Below are 17089 nucleotides of genomic sequence, written 5' to 3'. Positions count from 1 at the left end.
GTCCGAAACAATCGGGAATCGGTGCGGGGCGGTAAATTGACCTCTGTCAGGATCGGCAGAACCCGCAGCCGGAGTTTCTTGCCGAAGCCGCTGCAACCCAGTAGGACAAACGCAATAGCGTGACAAAGAGGCGACCATGGCGATGAAGACCCTGGATGAAGAAACCTTGATGACGCTCGCGGAGGAATTTCCCGAAACGTCTCGTGAAGCCTGGATGAGTGCTGTCGAAGCGGCCCTGAAAGGCGCGTCGTTCGACAAGGTTCTGACCCGTCAGACCTATGAAGGACTGAAGCTGCAGCCGATCTATACCGGTGAGGATGTACCGGCCGGAAGAACGGCGCCAACTCCGGGCGGCGACCGGACCGAGACCGGCTGGGACGTGCGGCAGATGCAGGCGCATGGCGATCCGGCGGAGGTTGCCAAGACGGCAAAACAGGATCTGGAGCGCGGCGCGACCTCGGTTCTGCTGCGGGTCGACCGGCCTGGCGTGGAGGGTGTGGTCGTTGGTTCGGTCGACGATCTCGACAAGGCACTTGCCGGCGTTCATCTGAACATGGCGCCGGTCGCGCTGGACGCGGGCGCTTATGCGCCTGCTGTCTCCTCCATGCTGGAAGCTCTTTGGGCCCGCCGCGGCTGCGATGCGGGAGAGGTTTCCGGCAGTTTTCGGATCGATCCTCTGGGCACGCTGGCCCGGGAAGGCTGGCTGCCGAAGACGGCGGAAGATGCTCTTGCGGAAATGGCGGAGATTGCCAAACGGACGGCGGCAAGTCATCCGAAGGTGCGATCCGTAGCGGTCGATACCGCACCGTATTACGAAGCGGGCGCCAACGAAGTGCAGGATCTGGCCTTCGCGATGGCGACCGGCATTGCTTATCTGCGTGCGCTGACCGCAGCCGGACTTGATGTCGCCTCAGCCGCAAAGCAGATCGAATTCACCTTCGCGCTCGGCGTTGATGTCTTTCAGGGCATTGGCAAGCTGCGCGCGGCACGGCGGCTTTGGGCGCGGGTGCTTGAGGCTTCCGGGGCCGACCCCGTAGAAGCTCCGATGAGTCTGCATGTGGTTACGGCCGAGCGTGCCATTGCCGGGCGGGATGTCTGGGTCAACATGCTGCGCGCCACGGTCTCGACCTTCGCCGCCGGTGTCGGCGGGGCGGACAGTCTGACGGTGCTGCCTTACGATCATGCGGTCGGCTTGCCGGATGGCTTCGCCCGCCGCATTGCCCGCAATACCCAGATCATCCTGATGGAAGAGTCCGGCCTGCATCGCGTGACCGATCCGGCGGGCGGGTCCTGGTATGTGGAAACGCTCAGCGACGAATATGCGGTCCGGGCATGGGATATCCTGCAATCCATCGAGGCTGATGGCGGCATGGTCGCCGCGCTTGCCTCTGGCCGGGTTGCTTCGATGGTTGCCGATGGCTGGGCCGAACGGGAACGGAACCTCGCCCGTCGCAAGGACGAGGTCACCGGCGTCAGCACCTTCCCGAACTTGAGTGAGGAAACGGCGGTAGGCGTCGTGTGTGACCGGGACGCGCTACGCGGGGCCCTTGGTCAAGGTCCTCTGCCGGACCGTGCGAAAGCCGGTGTGGAGATGGCGCCGCTGGCCCGGCACACGCTCGGCGAAGGGTTTGAAGCCCTGCGGGCCGCGAGCGATGCGGCGCTTGAGAAATCAGGCGCACGTCCCCGGATATTCCAGCTCAATCTCGGCACGCCGGCGGATTACACGGCGCGGGGAACGTTCGCGCAGAACTATTTCGCGGCAGGCGGTATCGAAAGCATTCCGGCGGAAACCGGCGGTGGTGATCTGGGAGCCGCATTTGAAAAGAGCGGCTGCCGTTTTGCGGTTCTTTGCTCGTCTGATAAAATTTATGGCGAGGCTGCGGTGGAAACTGCCGAAGTCCTGAAGAAATCCGGTGCGGAGCGCATTCTTCTCGCGGGGCGCCCCGGCGATAACGAAGATGCCTGGCGGGCAGCGGGGATCGACGGTTTCATCTATGTCGGTGACCAGACACTCGCTACCCTTCGCGATCTGGCAGCCGGATTGGGAGTGATCGAACAATGAGCACGATACCCGATTTCTCGACCGTCTCTCTCGGCAAACCCGCGACTGGCGGATCTGCTGCGGACAGCTCCGTCTGGGAGACCCCGGAACGTATTGCGGTCAAGCCGCTCTACACGGCGGAGGATATCGAGGGCCTCGATTTCCTGAAGACCTGGCCCGGCCTGCCGCCGTTCCTGCGCGGGCCTTACCCGACCATGTATGTGAACAAGCCCTGGACGGTCCGGCAATATGCCGGTTTCTCCACGGCGGAGCAGTCGAACGCGTTCTACCGCCGTAATCTCGCGGCCGGTCAGAAGGGCCTTTCGGTCGCGTTCGATCTGGCAACCCACCGTGGCTATGACAGCGATCATCCGCGCGTCGTCGGCGATGTCGGCATGGCCGGGGTCGCGATCGACAGCATTCTCGACATGCGCCAACTCTTCGATGGCATCCCGCTCGACCAGATGAGTGTGTCGATGACGATGAACGGCGCCGTGCTGCCGGTCATGGCGCTCTATATCCTCGCGGCGGAAGAACAGGGCGTTTCCCCGGAAAAGCTCAGCGGCACCATTCAGAACGACATTCTGAAGGAGTTCATGGTCCGCAACACCTACATCTACCCGCCCTCACCCTCGATGCGGATCATCTCCGACATCTTTGGCTATACGTCGACGAAAATGCCGCGTTTCAACTCGATCAGCATTTCCGGCTATCACATGCAGGAAGCGGGAGCGACGGCCGATCTGGAGCTGGCCTACACGCTGGCGGACGGGGTGCAATATGCCCGCGCGGGCATGGAAGCCGGGCTCGGCATCGATGCGTTCGCGCCGCGGCTCTCCTTCTTCTGGGCCATCGGCATGAACTTCTTCATGGAAGTCGCCAAGATGCGGGCCGCGCGCCTGCTCTGGGCCCGGCTTATGAAGCAGTTCGACCCGAAAAGCCCGAAAAGCCTTAGCCTGCGGACCCATTGCCAGACCTCCGGCTGGTCGCTGACCGCGCAGGACGTGTTCAATAACTCGGTCCGAACCTGCGTCGAGGCGCTGGCGGCAACGCACGGCCATACCCAGTCCCTGCACACCAACGCGCTGGATGAGGCGCTGGCCCTGCCGACGGATTTCTCCGCCCGGATTGCCCGTAACACCCAGCTGCTGATCCAACAGGAAACTGGCACCTGCAATGTCATCGATCCTTGGGGCGGCAGTTATTATGTCGAACGGCTGACCCACGATCTGGCCCAGCGTGCCTGGGCGCATATTGAGGAAGTCGAAAGCTTCGGCGGCATGGCCAAGGCGATTGAGGCCGGTATCCCGAAAATGCGGATCGAGGAAGCCGCTGCCCGCACCCAGGCTAGGATCGACAGTGGCCGGCAGACCATCGTCGGGGTGAACAAGTACCGCACGGACGAGCTCGACAATGTCGAGGTGCTGCGGGTCGACAATCAGTCGGTGCGCCGCCAGCAGCTCGAGAAGCTGGAACGGCTGCGGGCCGAGCGCGACGAGAGCGAAACCCGGCGCATGCTGGATCGGTTGACCGAGTCGGCCGGCTCCGGTGAAGGTAACCTGCTCGAACTCGCCGTTGATGCGGCGCGGGCGCGGGCGACGGTCGGTGAGATTTCTGATGCGCTTGAGAAAGTTTATGGACGGCATGTCGCGGAGGTGAAGACCGTGTCAGGCGTATATGCAAGTGAAGTCGGCAAGGGCGCCGAATCCGTGGAGCGTGTGCTGAAGGCTGTGAAGGCGTTCGAAGCAGTCGAAGGTCGCCGTCCGCGTATCCTGATCGCCAAGATGGGGCAGGACGGTCATGACCGGGGTCAGAAGGTGATTGCCTCGGCTTTTGCCGATCTCGGTTTCGACGTCGATATCGGCCCGCTGTTCCAGACCCCGGAAGAGGCGGCGCGGCAGGCGGTGGAAAACGATGTGCATGTGATCGGCGCCAGCTCGCTTGCCGCGGGTCACTTGACGCTGGTTCCGGCCCTGAAAGCGGAGCTGGAGAAGCTCGGGCGCGAGGATATCCTGATTGTCGTCGGAGGCGTGGTGCCGCCGCAGGATTACGATGCGCTCTATGAAGCCGGCGCCAAGGCGATCTTCCCGCCGGGCACCGTGATCAGCGATGCGGCGGTGGACCTGATCGCGAAGATCGGCGAAGTGCTCGGCCATTCGGTCGAGGCGGCGTGAGCCTTCACCCTGTTCGCGTGGATTAGATGACGTCTCAGAAAACCGTCGCGGTAACGAAGCGACGCCAGATGAGTACCGGCGATTATGTCTCAGGCGTCCGTGCGGGCGACCGCGCCGTGCTGGCGCGCGCCATTACCCTGATCGAAAGCCGGAATCCGGCACACCGGAGGCAGGCGCAGGACGTCTTGCAGGCGCTTCTCCCTTTTTCCGGTGCCGCGCGGCGGATCGGTATCACTGGCGTGCCGGGGGTCGGCAAGAGCACCTTCATCGAGGCTTTAGGCAAGATGCTGACCGGCTCCGGCCACAAGGTCGCGGTGCTGGCGGTGGATCCGTCGAGCAACCGCACCGGTGGCTCGATTCTTGGCGACAAGACCCGTATGCAGGAGCTCGGGCGCGATCCCGATGCCTATATCCGGCCAAGCCCGTCGGCGGGAACGCTTGGCGGGGTGGCCCGCGCGACTCGCGAGACCATGGTGATCTGCGAGGCTGCCGGCTTCGACCATGTGCTGGTGGAGACGGTCGGAGTCGGCCAGTCGGAGACCGTGGTCGCCGAGATGGTGGATTTCTTTCTCGTCCTGATGCTGCCCGGCGCCGGGGACGAGTTGCAGGGCATCAAGAAGGGCGTGCTGGAGATCGCGGACATGATCGCGGTCAACAAGGCGGATGGCGAGGTCAAGTCGCGCGCCCGGCGTGCTGCCGCGGAATATCGCCGGGCGTTGGAGATCATGAAACCTGCCAGCCCGAACTGGCAGCCGCCGGTGACGACCTGCAGTGCGCTTGGCGGGGACGGTCTCGCCGATATCCTGGCCGAGATCGAACGGCACAGGGAGACACTCACCGGTACCGGGGAGTTCCAGAAAAAACGCCAGGACCAGCAGGTGCGCTGGATGTGGTCCATGGTCCGGGAGCGGCTGATGGCACGCTTCGAGGAAGACGAGGCTGTTCGCGCCCTTGTGGCTGATCTCGAAGCCGATGTCGCTGGCAGTCGCCAAACCGCGAGCGCAGCCGCCGACCGGTTGTTGCAGACATTCGGCTTGTCACAGTCGCCGGAAGCCGGATGACTGAATTCGGTTTTCAGCAGGTCTTCGCCGATCAATAAGGGCTTTCTTACGCCCTGAAGTTGACAAGGCACCGGTTCCGCGCCAAGTCGAAACCAGATTGAACACAGGAAGAGACATGGCTGCTGAAATCGACATACCGGCTCCGGAACGCTCCATCGCCGAGGAACAGGAAGAGCTGATTTCCGAGTTCGCCTTCTTTGACGACTGGATGGACCGTTATCAGTATCTGATTGATCTCGGGCGCAAGCTGCCGCCGCTGGATGAGGAATTCCAGCGTGATGAGTTCAAGCTGAAAGGCTGTCAAAGCCAGGTCTGGCTGGTTGGGGAGCGACACGGCGACCGGCTGGTGTTCAAGGCCATCAGCGATGCCGCCATCGTTTCCGGCCTGATCGCTATCATCCTGCGCATTTACAGCAACCGGACTGCGGACGAGATTCTGGCGACGGAGCCGGATTTCATCCGTGAGGTTGGTCTTGAGGAGCATCTGAGCCCGACCCGCAAGAACGGTCTCGGCGCGATGCTGACCAAGATCAAGGCCGAGGCGCGCGCCGCCGGTGGCGGATAAGGGTCAGTCTCGTGAGCGGTATCGACGCGATCTATCAGGAAAAGATCCTTGCCTACGCGGCTGATATTCCGCGGCTCGGTAAATTGCCGGACGCGACCCACAAGGGTGAAGCGGTCAGCCGGGCCTGCGGGAGTGAAATCAGTGTCTACCTGAAGGTCGAGGACGGCCTGATCGTGGATTATGCGCAGAAGGTCGATGCCTGTGCTCTCGGCTCCGCGGCGGCCTCTATCGTGGCTCGTGCGATTGTCGGCCGTTCGTCCGCCGAGGTAGAGCAGGCCCGCGACGAAATGCGCGCGATGCTGAAAGAGGACGGCCCGGTCCCCGTTGGAAGTTTTGCGGAACTTGGCTTGTTGCAGTCCGCACGGTCTTTGGCCAACCGGCACAGCTCCATGTTGCTGGCGCTGGATGCTTCGGTCAGGGCTCTGAATACCAAATCATAAACTGCGCCAATTGCTCGATGCTGGAAGTTCACCGGCAAGCGTTTCAACTGGTCCTGTTCGGAGAAGAATCGCGCTTGGGATCATATCTGCTGGATCGCTGATATTTCCAAGTTCAAGGGTCACTTTCCGGACTGGAGCCTGCAATAAGATATGCAGGACATTTCGGGGCAGGTGATGGGCGGACAGCGTGCGCGATTGGTAGATGCAGTATAATGCATTGAAATAAGACCATTTTAGGCCTCTATCGAATTTTCAACTTCACAGATTGATTCTTAGAATCGTTCTAGTTTGTTGAAAGACAAAAGATTTTTCTTGCGTTCCGGGGGCGGAATCATATCCTGCCGGTGTAATCGGACAGTGATTGTTGTTGGAACAGATCATGAGTTCATGTGACGAAGAACTGGGCTGCGGGCCGACGGACACCTGTTACAGGGCCGTGATAACCGCCTATAGCCAGATGAAAATGCTGGGGCAGAAGGAGCAGATTTGCTTCAATTCCGCCGTTGCGGTTTATCGCCATCATCATCCGGAAGTTTCGGTTGATCGTGCACCTTATGTGATTGCCAACTGGCTCGACTGAAGTCCGGCGCAAGCACGGTTTGTAAAGGACGCTTTCGAGCGTCCTTTTTGTTTTTCAGTACGATTTTCGGCATATCGCCATGACGCCAGAGCACTCAGTAACACTGCGTGCGCCGCGGCCATCTGACATAGATGCCCGGCTTGCACTTGGATATTCAGCGGAAATCAACCGTATGTTCGGAGGCAGCGCCGGGACTCATTCGGACATGACCCGCGAGCAAGCTTCCGCCTGGTACCGCAAGCTCGCGGATCATCCCTGTGGCTGGATCATCGAGGTGGACGGTGCACTTGCCGGCGAGGCGAGGCTGGACAACATCAATCGGCAGGATCAACGGGCCAGAATGGCGATCGGATTGTTCAGCGACCGCAGTCTCGGGCGCGGTATAGGGCGGACGGCGGTCCGTCTGGTGCTGGATCAGGCTTTCGGCGAGATGAGGCTGCATCGCGTGGATTTACGCGTGCTTTCCTTCAACGAGCGCGCCATCCGGTGTTATCGGGCCTGCGGGTTCCGGCACGAGGGGACCGAACGCGAGTCTGCCTTCGTCGATGGCGCCAGGCATGACGACTGGATCATGGGCATCCTTCGGCCCGAATATGAAGCCTCACTGGAACGCTAGGCGTTCAGGCAGGTTTTCTCTGAGATGCCTGACGGGTCAGCACCATCCGGCGGACGAAGGCGATCACGAACAGCCCGCTCAGGATCAGGATAATGGTCGGCGCGGGAGCGCTGTCGATGAAGAAGCTGAGATAGGTGCCGAGCAGCATGGAGAGCATGCAGACGCCGATCGCAACCACCAGCATGGCGCCGAACCGGCGCACCAGCAGGAAAGCGATGGCGCCGGGGGAAATCAGCAGCCCGATGGCCAGGATCAGTCCGGCAGCGGAGAGCGTGGCGACGATGGTCAGCGACAGTGCCGCCAGCAGGCCATAATGCAACCAGGAGACCGGCAGGCCGATGGCCTGGGCCTGCGCAGGATCGAAGCTGTGCAGCAGCAGGTCCTTCCATTTCAGGACAATGGCGCCGGAAACGGCCAGCGAGATCAGACCGGCCGTCCAGAGCTCGCCCGCATCGACACCGAGCATGTTGCCGAACAGGATATGGTCGAGATGCACGTTCGTCTTGATCGAGACGTAGAGCACGATGCCGATCCCGAACATGCCGGAGAACACCACGCCCATCACCGTGTCCTGCTTCACCCGGCTGTTGTGTGAGAGATAGCCGGTGGCGAGCGCGCAGGTCATGCCGGCCAGAAAAGCGCCGATGATCAGCGGCCAGCCGAGAATATAGGCCAGCACGATCCCGGGCAGCACCGCATGACTGACCGCGTCCCCCATCAGGGCCCAGCCCTTCAGCACCAGAAAGCAGGAAAGCAGCGCCGTCGGCACCGCGACCAGTATGGAGATGTAGAAGGCGTTCAGCATGAAGCCGAACCGGAACGGCATCAGCAGGGTGTCGAGGGAGAGATCCATCAGGCAGCCCCTCCCGCCGGTCGGCCGCTGCCGCGCTTAAGAGCATCGGCAGCCTTGCGTTTAGCGGCGAGCAGCCCGTGCTTCGGGGCGAAGATGAAGACCGCGAGGAATATCAGGGTCTGCAGGGTGACGATGATGCCGCCCGTCGCGCCGTCCAGGAAATAGCTGGCATAGGCGCCGAGGAAGCTGGTCAGCGTGCCGATGGCGACGGAGGTCATGATCAGGCGCGGAAACCGGTCGCACAGCAGATAGGCGGTCGCGCCGGGTGTGACCACCATGGCGATCACCAGGAAGGCGCCGACCGTCTGCATCGCCGCGACTACGCAGGCGGAGAGCAGGACGAAGAAGACTGCTTTCAGCAGGCCGGGCCGGAGCCCGATGGAGCGGGCGTGGTTCTCGTCGAAGAAGGTGACCATCAGGTCTTTCCATTTCGCCAGCAGCACGGCCAGCGAGATGAACCCGATCAGGGCGAGTTGCAGCGTGTCCTCCGGCGTGATGGCGAGGATATTGCCCATGGTGATAGTCTGGATACTGACGGCCATCGGATTGATCGAAACCATGAACAGGCCGAGGCCGAAGAAGGAGGTGAAGATCAGGCCGATGATGACGTCGATCTTCAGGCCGGAACGTTCGGAGAGAAACAGCATGGCACCGGCCGCGAGCCCGCCGGCGATAAAGGCTCCGAGGGCGAAAGGCAGGCCAAGCATGTAGGCCCCGGCCACACCGGGCACAACGGAATGGGACAGCGCGTCGCCGATCAGCGACCAGCCCTTGAGCATCAGGTAGGAAGACAGAAAGGCGCAGACCCCGCCGACCAGGGCCGAGACCCACATGGCGTTGGTCATGTAGCCATAACCGAACGGCTCGAGGAGATAAGCGATCACGGCTTGTCCTCTTCGCGCTCCGGCGGCTCGCCGAAATGTACGAACGGCCGTTCGTCGTCTGTGAAGATGGTGACTTCGCGCGGGTCGCCATCCTCGTGTATTACTTCGCCCCCGAGGGTGAAGTGGCGCAGCACGCCGCCGAAGGCCCGCTCGAGATTCTTCCGGGTGAAGGTCGTCTCAGTCGGCCCATAGGCCAGAACGGTGCCTTTCACCAGGACGGTACGGTCGCAAAATTCCGGGACCGAGCCGAGATTGTGGGTCGAGACCAGCATGACCCGGCCCTCGTCCCGCAGCTCCCGAAGCAGGGCGACGATCTGATCTTCTGTCTTCACGTCGACGCCCGTGAAGGGCTCGTCCAGCAGGATGACCTGGCCGTCCTGGGCAAGGGCTCGGGCAAGGAACACGCGTTTGCGCTGACCGCCGGAAAGCTCGCCGATCTGGCGTTTGCGATAGTCCAGCATGTTGACCCGTGACAGCGCTAGCTCGACCGCTTCATGGTCGGCGGCAGAGGGCCGGCGCAGGAAGCCCATATGGCCGTAGCGGCCCATCATCACCACATCCTCGACCAGGACAGGGAAGCCCCAGTCGACATCCTCGGATTGCGGCACGTAGGCGACCAGGCTCTCGCGCATCGCTTCCTTGACGGTCCGGCCAAGCAAGCGGATCTCGCCCTTGGCGGTGGGCACGAAGCCCATAATGGCCTTGAACAGGGTTGATTTCCCGGCGCCGTTGACCCCGACGAGTGCGGTCACCGTGCCACGCGGGATCTCGAAACTGGCGTCGTAGAGAGCCGTGTGACCGTTGCGGTAGGTCACGGTCACGTCGTGGGCGTAGATGCCGCCGGCGTTGTCCCGATCCTTGTCCTGGCTGTTTTTCTGATCAGTGCGAGCGAGCATGGTGCGATCCGGTTTCAGTTCGCGGTGGCGGCGGTAAGGCCGTCCGCGACGGTCCTGGCGGTGACGGTCAGAAGGTCGAGATAGGTCGGCACCGGCCCATCCGGCTCGCTCAGCGAGTCGACATAGAGAACGCCGCCATATCGGGCGCCGGTCTCCCGCGCGACCTGCTTTGCCGGTGCGGTGTTCACGGTGCTTTCGCAGAAGACGACCGGGATATTGTTGTCGCGAACGCCGTCGATAACTTTACGGACCTGCTGCGGCGTGCCCATCTGATCGGCGTTCATCGGCCAGAGGTAGAGTTCCTTCAGGCCGAAATCGCGGGCGAGGTAGCTGAATGCGCCTTCGCAGGTGACCAGCCATCGCGCGGACTCCGGAATGCCGGCGATCCGGACCCGAAGCGGCTCGATGGTGGCGCGCAGCTTGTCCTTGTAGGCAGCTGCATTGGCGGCATAGGCCGCCGCATTCGCCGGATCGTGCTTGGAGAAGGCGCCGGCAATGTTGTCGATATAGACGAGAGCGTTGTTCAGTCCCATCCAGGCATGCGGGTTAGGTTTGCCCTCGTAGGCGCCGGCGGCAATCGAGATGGGCACGATGCCGTCCGTCAGGGTGGCCGACGGCTTGTCGCCGAGATGGGAGAGAAACTGCTCGAACCAGAGTTCCAGATTCATCCCGTTCCAGAGCACCAGATCCGCGCCGCTGGCCCGAACGATATCTCTCGGCGTCGGCTCGTAGCCGTGAATTTCCGCGCCCGGTTTGGTAATCGAGACAACCTCCGCCGCATCGCCGGCGACATTTGCCGCCATGTCAGCGAGGACGGTAAAGGTGGTAACGACCTTCATCTTGGCCGCGACCGGGGAGGCGAGCACCGCTCCGGAAATCAGGACGCCGCAAACCGCGGCCAGTGCCAGAAGGCGTTTGCCGGTGTTCATTCTTCGATCAACTCCCAAGGGCAGCCTGCGATACGGGGCAGGCTATTCAGGCGGTACGTGCTACGATAAACGTAAAACAGATATGGCTCATTTTATTAGTGGGTCAATATAAATTTAGCCTATGCTAAGTTTGCGATGCGCATTTAATCGGGTGAAGGGTCGGTGTTTTGGGCAGAAGTCGGAACAGCAAGATGGCGGAAGACCGGGATATGCCGGTTATTGACCTGCAGGATTCCGGCAAACGTGCGGCGTTGTTCGAACGTATCCGGCGCGACCATAGCGTCGAGATTGCCGAGGATTATGTCGAGCTGATCGCAGACCTGATCGAGACGAACGGAGAGGCCCGGCTGGTCGATCTGGCGGACTTGCTTGGGGTGAGCCGCCCGACCGTGAACAACACGATCCAGCGGTTGCAGAAAGAAGGCTATGTCGAGAGCAAACCCTACCGTTCGATTTTCCTGACGGACAAGGGGAGGGCCGTCGCGGAGCATGCCCGTCAGCGGCATCACATGGTTCTCGATTTTCTGCACACGATCGGGGTGCCTGCCGATATCGCGGAAGCCGATGCGGAAGGGCTGGAACATCATCTGTCGGAGCAAACGCTGGACTGCCTGGCGCGGGCGACCGAGGCGCTGAAGAAGGCATCCGGGCATGGCGGCAATCAGAGCTGAAAACCGTCTGTACGGCTTCTCTGATTGACCATAGGATCAGATATCCTTTCGGGAATGCAGCGCGTTCCCTATTCCCTTTGCGTGACGTCCGGGAGCCATCCAATGGCTGAATTTTCCGCCGATAATTCCAATGAGCCGACCATCCCGAAACCCGCGCTGCGGGCGCTGCCCAGCCCGGGGCGGCCTCCGGTGGAAGCGGATATCACGCGAAACAATCCGGATCTGGTGATCCGGCGGATGAACCTGAACGAATCGCCGATCCAACCGTCCCCGAAAGCCATCGCGGCGATGCAGGAAGCCTGTACCCGGGTGAACCGCTATCCCGATCCGCAATGGCGTGCGCTGACGGCGGCGATCTCGGAAGAGACCGGTATCCCGCAGCACCGGATCGTCATGGGCAATGGCAGCGACGAGGCGATTGTCTCCGCCGGTCGCCTGTCCGTCTCGCCGGGCGACGAAGTGCTGGTGCCGATCCCGTCTTTCCCGAGCTACAACAATGCGGCCGCGGTCAACGGCGGCACGCTTGTGACGGTGCCGCTGAAGGCTGACGGCAGCAACGATGTCGACGCGATGATCGCGGCGGCGACGGACCGCACCCGTCTCGTCTTTGCCGCTTCTCCGAATAACCCGACCGGCAACGTCCTGAGCTCGGAAGAGGTCGAGCGGCTTGCCCTCGGTATTCCCGATACGGCGCTACTGGTGCTGGACGAGGCCTATTACGAGTTCGGCATCCATGACGGAGGCGAGGACCATTTGGCCGTGATGGCGAAACGCAGCGGCCCCTGGGCCGTGTTCCGTACTTTCTCCAAGGCCTACGGCCTCGCCGGCATTCGGGTTGGGTATATCCTGGCCGGATCGGACGAGATCGCGAACGCCTTCCAGAAGATGCGCAGCGTGTTCAACGTCAATGCGGTGGCCCAGGCAGGCGCGCTGGCGGCATGGCATGACAAGGATCATCGCCACATGCTGTTGGAGAAAACCCGGATCGAGCGGGAACGTCTGGTCGCGGGCCTGACGGCGCTTGGTGCGGAACCGTTCCCGACGGTGGCGAATTTCGTCACCGCGAAGATGGATCGGCCAGCGGCGGATATCGTTGCGGCGCTTCTGGAGAAGGGCGTCATGATCGGACGGCTGATGCATCCGGGATACGAGAATTATATCCGGGTGACCGTAGGCAGCGATGAGGATACAGACGGCTTCCTCTCGGCCCTGAAAGACGTGCTGGCCGGTTAATCCGGTCAGCCGCCGAAAGCAAAGCGTCCGAGACGGATAAAGGGCGCCTTCCTGTTTTCCTGATGGAAGACCGAGATGGCGTCCACCGCGACGGGTGTTGCAAGTGCCTCGGCGCCGTGTTTCAGGATTTCCTGCATCAGGGCCTCGCGCTCGCTCTCATCCTCGATCCGCTTCGACAGGGTCATGTGGAAGCGGAACTCTCCCATAACGTAGGGATAGCCCCAGCGCTGCAGCATCTGTTCCTGCTGTGCGGAGAGTCCGGCGGCCCGCCGCTTCTCAAGCTCCGCCTCGCCGGGCAGGGCACGTAGCGGATCGAATTGGCGGACGCAATCGGCGGCAAGTTCCCGCATCTCCGCCTTGCTTTCCTTCTGCATCAGCGCGAGGAAGCCGGAAAGGTCCCGGGCCACCAGCTGTATCTCGAAAGGTGCGCGCGCTGCGGCAAAAGAAGATGCCTCTTCGAGCAACTGGTCAGCGGTATTCCCATCCCTCAAATGAAACGGCGGCTTCAGTGTGGCGTGAAAACCGTAATTGTTCGCCGTTGCCGTCAGTTCGGCCTGCCGAGCGGCGGTGATTTCATCGAGCTTGGGCTGATCCAGCGCCGTGCCGCTCACTGCATCGCGGCCCAGCCAGCCTGAGCCGAAACGGTGCAGCGGTGTGTCGCTGTCCGGTGCGAAATAAATCGCATAGCGCGGGCCGTCCGGGTTGGCGGCGGTACTGAATGCCGGGAACTGGGGCGAGTTGCTGGTCATGATCTGATTGGCTCCGAAAGGGTCATCATACTGTCAGGCCGACCGTGTATAGTCGGGCTCTTATGGCATGGTGCTGGCTTTTGGAGAAGTGCGTTGGGGGCGTTGGTTCAGGGGGCGCGGGTGCTGGTCCCGGGCGAGGGTTTGGTTGAGACCGATGTGCTGATCGAAGGCGACAAGATCGCGGCGGTCGGTGTCGATGCCGGGCCGGGAGATCGGCTCGTAGATGCACGCGGTCTGCTGCTTCTGCCGGGTATCGTCGATCTGCACGGGGACGCTTTCGAGCGTCAGATCATGCCGCGCCCCGGCGTGCATTTCCCGATGCAGGTGGCCTTCGCGGATACCGACCGGCAGCTGATCTCCAACGGCATCACGACCGCCTATCATGCGGTCACCTATTCCTGGGAGCCGGGCTTGCGCGGGCGGGATACCGTGGTCGCGATTGTGGATGGGCTGGAGGAAGCCCGGCCGCGGCTGCTGGCCGACTCGCGTTTTCATTTACGCTTTGAGCTCTACAATCTGGATGTCGCGGAAGAGGTGGCTGACTGGATGCGGCGCGGCCGGGTCGATCTGCTGGCTTTCAACGAACATATGGCGCCAATCCTGCGCAAGGCGGATCGCGGAGATCCGATGGGTACCTATACTGGCCGGACAGGCCTTTCCGAGGAGGATTTTCTCGCCCTGGTGCGCGGCCTAGAGGCTCGCACGGATGAAGTCGCACCGACGGTGAGCCGGCTGGCAGAGATTGCCAGGGCGAATAACATTCCAATGGCGTCTCACGACGATCGCACGCCGGATGAGCGCCGGCATTTCAACGCGTTGGGCTGCGGTATTGCCGAATTCCCTCTGACGCTGGATGCGGCGGAGGAGAGCCGTAAGCTCGGGAGTACCGCGATTTTCGGCGCGCCGAACGTGCTACGCGGCGGCAGCCATATGAAGGATGGCGGCATTCGTGCGGCCGATGAGGTTCGTGCCGGCCGCTGCAGCGCGCTGGTCTCTGATTATTATTACCCGGCTCTGCCACAGGCGCCGTTCATCCTCGCCGAGGCGGGTGATGCTTCGTTGGCAGAGGCCTGGGATCTTGTCTCGCGCAATCCGGCGCGCGCGGCCGGTCTGGACGATCGCGGGGAAATTGCAGTTGGCAAGCGTGCCGACTTCCTTCTCGTGGCACCACCGGACGGCGGGCGCGCGACGGTGAAGGCAACCTTTTGCGCCGGCAAACCGGTCATGGTCTCGGACTGGATCTGACGGCTGGGCGTAAACTGCTGTTTTATTATAAAATGCAATCTTGGCTGTGCGCTCTGTTGCCGTTATCGTGCAGTGCTATATGCAGACGATTTTTTATCAACCTATATAATTGCGAGATGGCGACAAAGTGACGTCGACGGATTCCGGAAGAAGCAACGCGGCGATTGACGAGACAACCGTATTTGACAGTCCGGTCGTTGAGCGGCTGGTTTCCCATTGGGAGACTCTTCGCCAGGGCCGGGTGGCGCCGAAAAGGGGAGAAGTCGATCCGCTGGATCTGTTCGAATTCCTGCCGAACATCTCAATGATCAAGGTGATCAACGGCGGCGCGGATTTCGAATTCAGCCTTATCGGGACCGGCCTCGCGAAGCTTTACGGACTGGTGACACGGCAAATCGTGTCGCAAGTCGATTGTGCGCCCGAAACCAGGGACGCGCTTCTGGATGCCTTGAAGCTTTGTGTTGAGTCAAAGAAGCCGGTGCATGGACTCTGGGACAAGGCCCGTACGGCTAAGCTGGTTGAGATAAATCTCGAAGTCGCGTTCGTGCCGATATCCGAGGACGGAAACGAGATCAGCCGTATCCTCGGATATCATGCGGTCCTGGACTGAACCCTATTCGAGGCCGATGGCGCGCTTGTAAAGCTCGAGCAGGTGCTCCTGCTCCTGCAGGTCGTCCTTGTCCAGCTTCCGAAGCTTCAGGATCTGACGCATCGTCTTGACGTCGAAGCCGTTGCCCTTGGCTTCGGCGAAGACATCCTTGATGTCCGCCGAGAGAGCGGCCTTTTCTTCTTCGAGCCGCTCAATCCGTTCAATATAGGAAACAAGCTGCTCCGCAGCGATGCCGCCGACTTCGGTCATGGAATATCCTCGTCAATAGAAGGAAAATCGCCCGGACAATAGTCGCGGCGCCCGATCCCATCAAGCGCCGCATCGGGCTTCAGTGATTTTGTTTCGCCATCTCGGCGTCGAAGGCCTTTTTCTGCTCGCCGCTGGCCTCGGACTGGTACTTCGCTTTCCAATCGTCATAGGGCATGCCGTAGACGATTTCGCGGGCCGCGCCGTAATCAAGTTCCAGATCCTTGGCCTCGGCTTCAGCCAGATACCATTTCGACAGGCAGTTGCGGCAGAACCCGGCGAGGTTCATCAGGTCGATATTCTGCACGTCCTTGCGTTCGCCCAGATGCGCCAGCAAGCGGCGGAAGGCGGCAGCTTCCAGTTCCAGCCGCGTCTGGTCGTCGAATTTGTCTGCCGGATTACCCATGATGTCTTCTCCCTCGGTCCTGACGGTTCCGTCTTCTTCTCAAAGAGTAAGCGACGAAACCGCGATTTCCAGTGCGTTTCCGAAAACCTCTGCCCATTTGTGCGCGTCTTCTTCGGAGGCGACAAGGTCCTGACGGAACTCGACTCCGATATGGGGGTGTCCGCGCGCCTCGGGGTGGGCATAGAGCGAGAAACCGCCGTCACGACCCGAATAGGGCTCGTTGTCGCCTATGGTCAGGTGCTCGTTTTGGCGCAAGGTCTCTATTACCGGCCGTGCGAGACGGTCGTCCTCGTTCCAGATGATACCGATTTCCCACGGGCGCGGTGTGCCGCGATCCTTCATCATCGGGGTGAAGCTATGCAAGGCGACGATCACCGGGTTGCGGCCATCCGCCTCCATCACGTCCATGCGGGCGCGGATTGCGGAATGGTACGGCTCGAAAAGTTCGGTCCGGCGAGAGTCCAGTTCGGCCTCGCTCAGGTCTTCATTTCCGGGAACCCGCGTACCGTCCGCAACGGCCGGGGAGGCATCGGGCGTTCCCGGTACCCGGTTGCAGTCGATCACCAGACGGGAATAGTTCGTGTGGACGAGCGGCGCATCGAACCGGTCGGACAGATACTCCGCAATCCAGGCAATGCCGATGTCGTAGCCGATATGGCGCGCCAGTTCTTCTTCCGTCAGGCCCAGATTTTTGAGCGAGGCCGGGACACGGTTCCGATGATGATCCGAGATGAAGAGGACAGGCGAGCGGCCACCGGAATTGCGTTCGCCGAAGGCGCAAGGGTCCCTGTCAGTCAGGATGGCAGTCATGATAATCCGGAGCGGGAAAATATTTGTCGCTGCGATCTAGCTCCTTTGCTGCGTGCTGACAAGCGAATGCAGACGCTTGT

19 protein-coding genes are annotated in these 17089 nt (G+C 61.5%); 11 read left to right on the top strand and 8 right to left on the bottom strand.

Translation table 11 applies throughout. The features are described from left to right. Positions 1-136: 136 nt before the first annotated feature. The 7 genes from IG629_RS10595 to IG629_RS10565 all read left to right on the top strand — a co-directional run bounded on the left by IG629_RS10595 (position 137) and on the right by IG629_RS10565 (position 7477). Complete coding sequence (locus IG629_RS10595) at positions 137-2062, top strand: methylmalonyl-CoA mutase subunit beta (RefSeq protein ID WP_226886606.1); 1926 nt, start codon at positions 137-139, stop codon at positions 2060-2062. Next, a complete protein-coding gene (scpA, locus tag IG629_RS10590; protein ID WP_193171919.1) occupies positions 2059-4215 on the top strand; it encodes a methylmalonyl-CoA mutase in 2157 nt (718 codons plus the stop codon). The genes IG629_RS10595 and scpA overlap by 4 nt, the downstream gene beginning before the upstream one ends. A 26-nt stretch (positions 4216-4241) precedes the next feature. Continuing rightward, the gene (gene meaB / locus IG629_RS10585; protein ID WP_193171918.1) at positions 4242-5276 is read left to right on the top strand and encodes a methylmalonyl Co-A mutase-associated GTPase MeaB; all 1035 of its coding nucleotides are present in this window, start codon (positions 4242-4244) and stop codon (positions 5274-5276) included. Between the two features lie 115 nt (positions 5277-5391). Continuing rightward, positions 5392-5841 carry a SufE family protein gene (locus IG629_RS10580; protein ID WP_193171917.1) on the top strand — a complete coding sequence of 150 codons (450 nt, stop codon included), beginning with the start codon at positions 5392-5394 and terminating at the stop codon, positions 5839-5841. 11 nt (positions 5842-5852) lie between these two features. Further along, entirely contained in the window at positions 5853-6281 is a 429-nt protein-coding gene (locus IG629_RS10575; protein WP_193171916.1) for an iron-sulfur cluster assembly scaffold protein, read from the top strand. Positions 6282-6660: 379 nt separating this feature from the next. Next, positions 6661-6861, top strand: coding sequence for a hypothetical protein (locus IG629_RS10570; protein ID WP_036554427.1), 201 nt, complete (start codon positions 6661-6663; stop codon positions 6859-6861). A 79-nt stretch (positions 6862-6940) separates the two neighbouring features. Further along, positions 6941-7477 carry a GNAT family N-acetyltransferase gene (locus IG629_RS10565; protein ID WP_193171915.1) on the top strand — a complete coding sequence of 179 codons (537 nt, stop codon included), beginning with the start codon at positions 6941-6943 and terminating at the stop codon, positions 7475-7477. Positions 7478-7481: 4 nt separating this feature from the next. Here the strand turns inward: IG629_RS10565 and IG629_RS10560 are convergent, their stop codons facing one another. From IG629_RS10560 to IG629_RS10545, 4 genes are read right to left on the bottom strand one after another with little or no spacing between them, the layout of a single operon-like run. Further along, positions 7482-8330, bottom strand: coding sequence for a metal ABC transporter permease (locus IG629_RS10560; RefSeq protein WP_193171914.1), 849 nt, complete (start codon positions 8328-8330; stop codon positions 7482-7484). After that, on the bottom strand, positions 8330-9214 hold the full coding sequence (locus IG629_RS10555) for a metal ABC transporter permease (protein ID WP_319025064.1): 885 nt from the start codon (positions 9212-9214) through the stop codon (positions 8330-8332). The genes IG629_RS10560 and IG629_RS10555 overlap by 1 nt, the downstream gene beginning before the upstream one ends. Beyond that, on the bottom strand, positions 9211-10110 hold the full coding sequence (locus IG629_RS10550) for a manganese/iron ABC transporter ATP-binding protein (protein WP_036554430.1): 900 nt from the start codon (positions 10108-10110) through the stop codon (positions 9211-9213). Before IG629_RS10550 ends, IG629_RS10555 begins: the two co-directional genes overlap by 4 nt. A gap of 14 nt (positions 10111-10124) precedes the next feature. Beyond that, positions 10125-11039 (bottom strand): metal ABC transporter substrate-binding protein, encoded by a 915-nt coding sequence (locus tag IG629_RS10545; protein ID WP_193171913.1) that lies wholly within the window; start codon positions 11037-11039, stop codon positions 10125-10127. 191 nt (positions 11040-11230) lie between these two features. On the opposite strand from IG629_RS10545, the gene mntR reads away from it, so the two are divergent. Together mntR and hisC are read left to right on the top strand one after the other, a co-directional pair. Beyond that, a complete protein-coding gene (mntR, locus tag IG629_RS10540; protein ID WP_226886605.1) occupies positions 11231-11710 on the top strand; it encodes a manganese-binding transcriptional regulator MntR in 480 nt (159 codons plus the stop codon). Between the two features lie 102 nt (positions 11711-11812). Next, the gene (gene hisC, locus IG629_RS10535; RefSeq protein ID WP_193171912.1) at positions 11813-12943 is read left to right on the top strand and encodes a histidinol-phosphate transaminase; all 1131 of its coding nucleotides are present in this window, start codon (positions 11813-11815) and stop codon (positions 12941-12943) included. A 5-nt stretch (positions 12944-12948) separates the two neighbouring features. Here the strand turns inward: hisC and IG629_RS10530 are convergent, their stop codons facing one another. Next, entirely contained in the window at positions 12949-13692 is a 744-nt protein-coding gene (locus IG629_RS10530; RefSeq protein WP_193171911.1) for a DUF1045 domain-containing protein, read from the bottom strand. A gap of 93 nt (positions 13693-13785) precedes the next feature. Here IG629_RS10530 and IG629_RS10525 point away from each other — a divergent pair, with 93 nt between their 5' ends. Together IG629_RS10525 and IG629_RS10520 are read left to right on the top strand one after the other, a co-directional pair. Further along, a complete protein-coding gene (locus IG629_RS10525) occupies positions 13786-14937 on the top strand; it encodes an alpha-D-ribose 1-methylphosphonate 5-triphosphate diphosphatase (protein WP_193171910.1) in 1152 nt (383 codons plus the stop codon). A gap of 127 nt (positions 14938-15064) precedes the next feature. Continuing rightward, positions 15065-15547 carry a PAS domain-containing protein gene (locus IG629_RS10520; RefSeq protein WP_193171909.1) on the top strand — a complete coding sequence of 161 codons (483 nt, stop codon included), beginning with the start codon at positions 15065-15067 and terminating at the stop codon, positions 15545-15547. 3 nt (positions 15548-15550) lie between these two features. On the opposite strand, the gene IG629_RS10515 is transcribed toward IG629_RS10520, so the two are convergent. The 3 genes from IG629_RS10515 to IG629_RS10505 form a co-directional block, all read right to left on the bottom strand. After that, on the bottom strand, positions 15551-15796 hold the full coding sequence (locus IG629_RS10515) for a DUF2312 domain-containing protein (RefSeq protein ID WP_028466638.1): 246 nt from the start codon (positions 15794-15796) through the stop codon (positions 15551-15553). A 79-nt stretch (positions 15797-15875) separates the two neighbouring features. Further along, a complete protein-coding gene (locus IG629_RS10510; RefSeq protein ID WP_193171908.1) occupies positions 15876-16199 on the bottom strand; it encodes a DUF1244 domain-containing protein in 324 nt (107 codons plus the stop codon). 39 nt (positions 16200-16238) lie between these two features. Next, positions 16239-17009 carry an N-formylglutamate amidohydrolase gene (locus tag IG629_RS10505; RefSeq protein ID WP_193171907.1) on the bottom strand — a complete coding sequence of 257 codons (771 nt, stop codon included), beginning with the start codon at positions 17007-17009 and terminating at the stop codon, positions 16239-16241. Positions 17010-17089: the final 80 nt, after the last annotated feature.

This window comes from Nisaea nitritireducens, assembly GCF_014904795.1.
Lineage (GTDB): Bacteria > Pseudomonadota > Alphaproteobacteria > Thalassobaculales > Thalassobaculaceae > Nisaea > Nisaea nitritireducens.
This window is presented reverse-complemented; position numbering and strand designations above follow the sequence as displayed.

Excerpts from the sequence above, each read along its gene's own strand:
- IG629_RS10545 (WP_193171913.1), bottom strand. The coding sequence starts at position 11,039 with ATGAACACCGGCAAACGCCTTCTGGCACTGGCCGCGGTTTGCGGCGTC.
- IG629_RS10530 (WP_193171911.1), bottom strand. The coding sequence starts at position 13,692 with ATGACCAGCAACTCGCCCCAGTTCCCGGCATTCAGTACCGCCGCCAAC.
- IG629_RS10565 (WP_193171915.1), top strand. The coding sequence starts at position 6,941 with ATGACGCCAGAGCACTCAGTAACACTGCGTGCGCCGCGGCCATCTGAC.
- IG629_RS10580 (WP_193171917.1), top strand. The coding sequence starts at position 5,392 with ATGGCTGCTGAAATCGACATACCGGCTCCGGAACGCTCCATCGCCGAG.
- IG629_RS10570 (WP_036554427.1), top strand. The coding sequence starts at position 6,661 with ATGAGTTCATGTGACGAAGAACTGGGCTGCGGGCCGACGGACACCTGT.
- IG629_RS10560 (WP_193171914.1), bottom strand. The coding sequence starts at position 8,330 with ATGGATCTCTCCCTCGACACCCTGCTGATGCCGTTCCGGTTCGGCTTC.
- meaB (WP_193171918.1), top strand. The coding sequence starts at position 4,242 with ATGACGTCTCAGAAAACCGTCGCGGTAACGAAGCGACGCCAGATGAGT.
- IG629_RS10505 (WP_193171907.1), bottom strand. The coding sequence starts at position 17,009 with ATGACTGCCATCCTGACTGACAGGGACCCTTGCGCCTTCGGCGAACGC.
- IG629_RS10515 (WP_028466638.1), bottom strand. The coding sequence starts at position 15,796 with ATGACCGAAGTCGGCGGCATCGCTGCGGAGCAGCTTGTTTCCTATATT.
- hisC (WP_193171912.1), top strand. The coding sequence starts at position 11,813 with ATGGCTGAATTTTCCGCCGATAATTCCAATGAGCCGACCATCCCGAAA.
- IG629_RS10550 (WP_036554430.1), bottom strand. The coding sequence starts at position 10,110 with ATGCTCGCTCGCACTGATCAGAAAAACAGCCAGGACAAGGATCGGGAC.
- mntR (WP_226886605.1), top strand. The coding sequence starts at position 11,231 with ATGGCGGAAGACCGGGATATGCCGGTTATTGACCTGCAGGATTCCGGC.
- IG629_RS10510 (WP_193171908.1), bottom strand. The coding sequence starts at position 16,199 with ATGGGTAATCCGGCAGACAAATTCGACGACCAGACGCGGCTGGAACTG.
- scpA (WP_193171919.1), top strand. The coding sequence starts at position 2,059 with ATGAGCACGATACCCGATTTCTCGACCGTCTCTCTCGGCAAACCCGCG.
- IG629_RS10595 (WP_226886606.1), top strand. The coding sequence starts at position 137 with ATGGCGATGAAGACCCTGGATGAAGAAACCTTGATGACGCTCGCGGAG.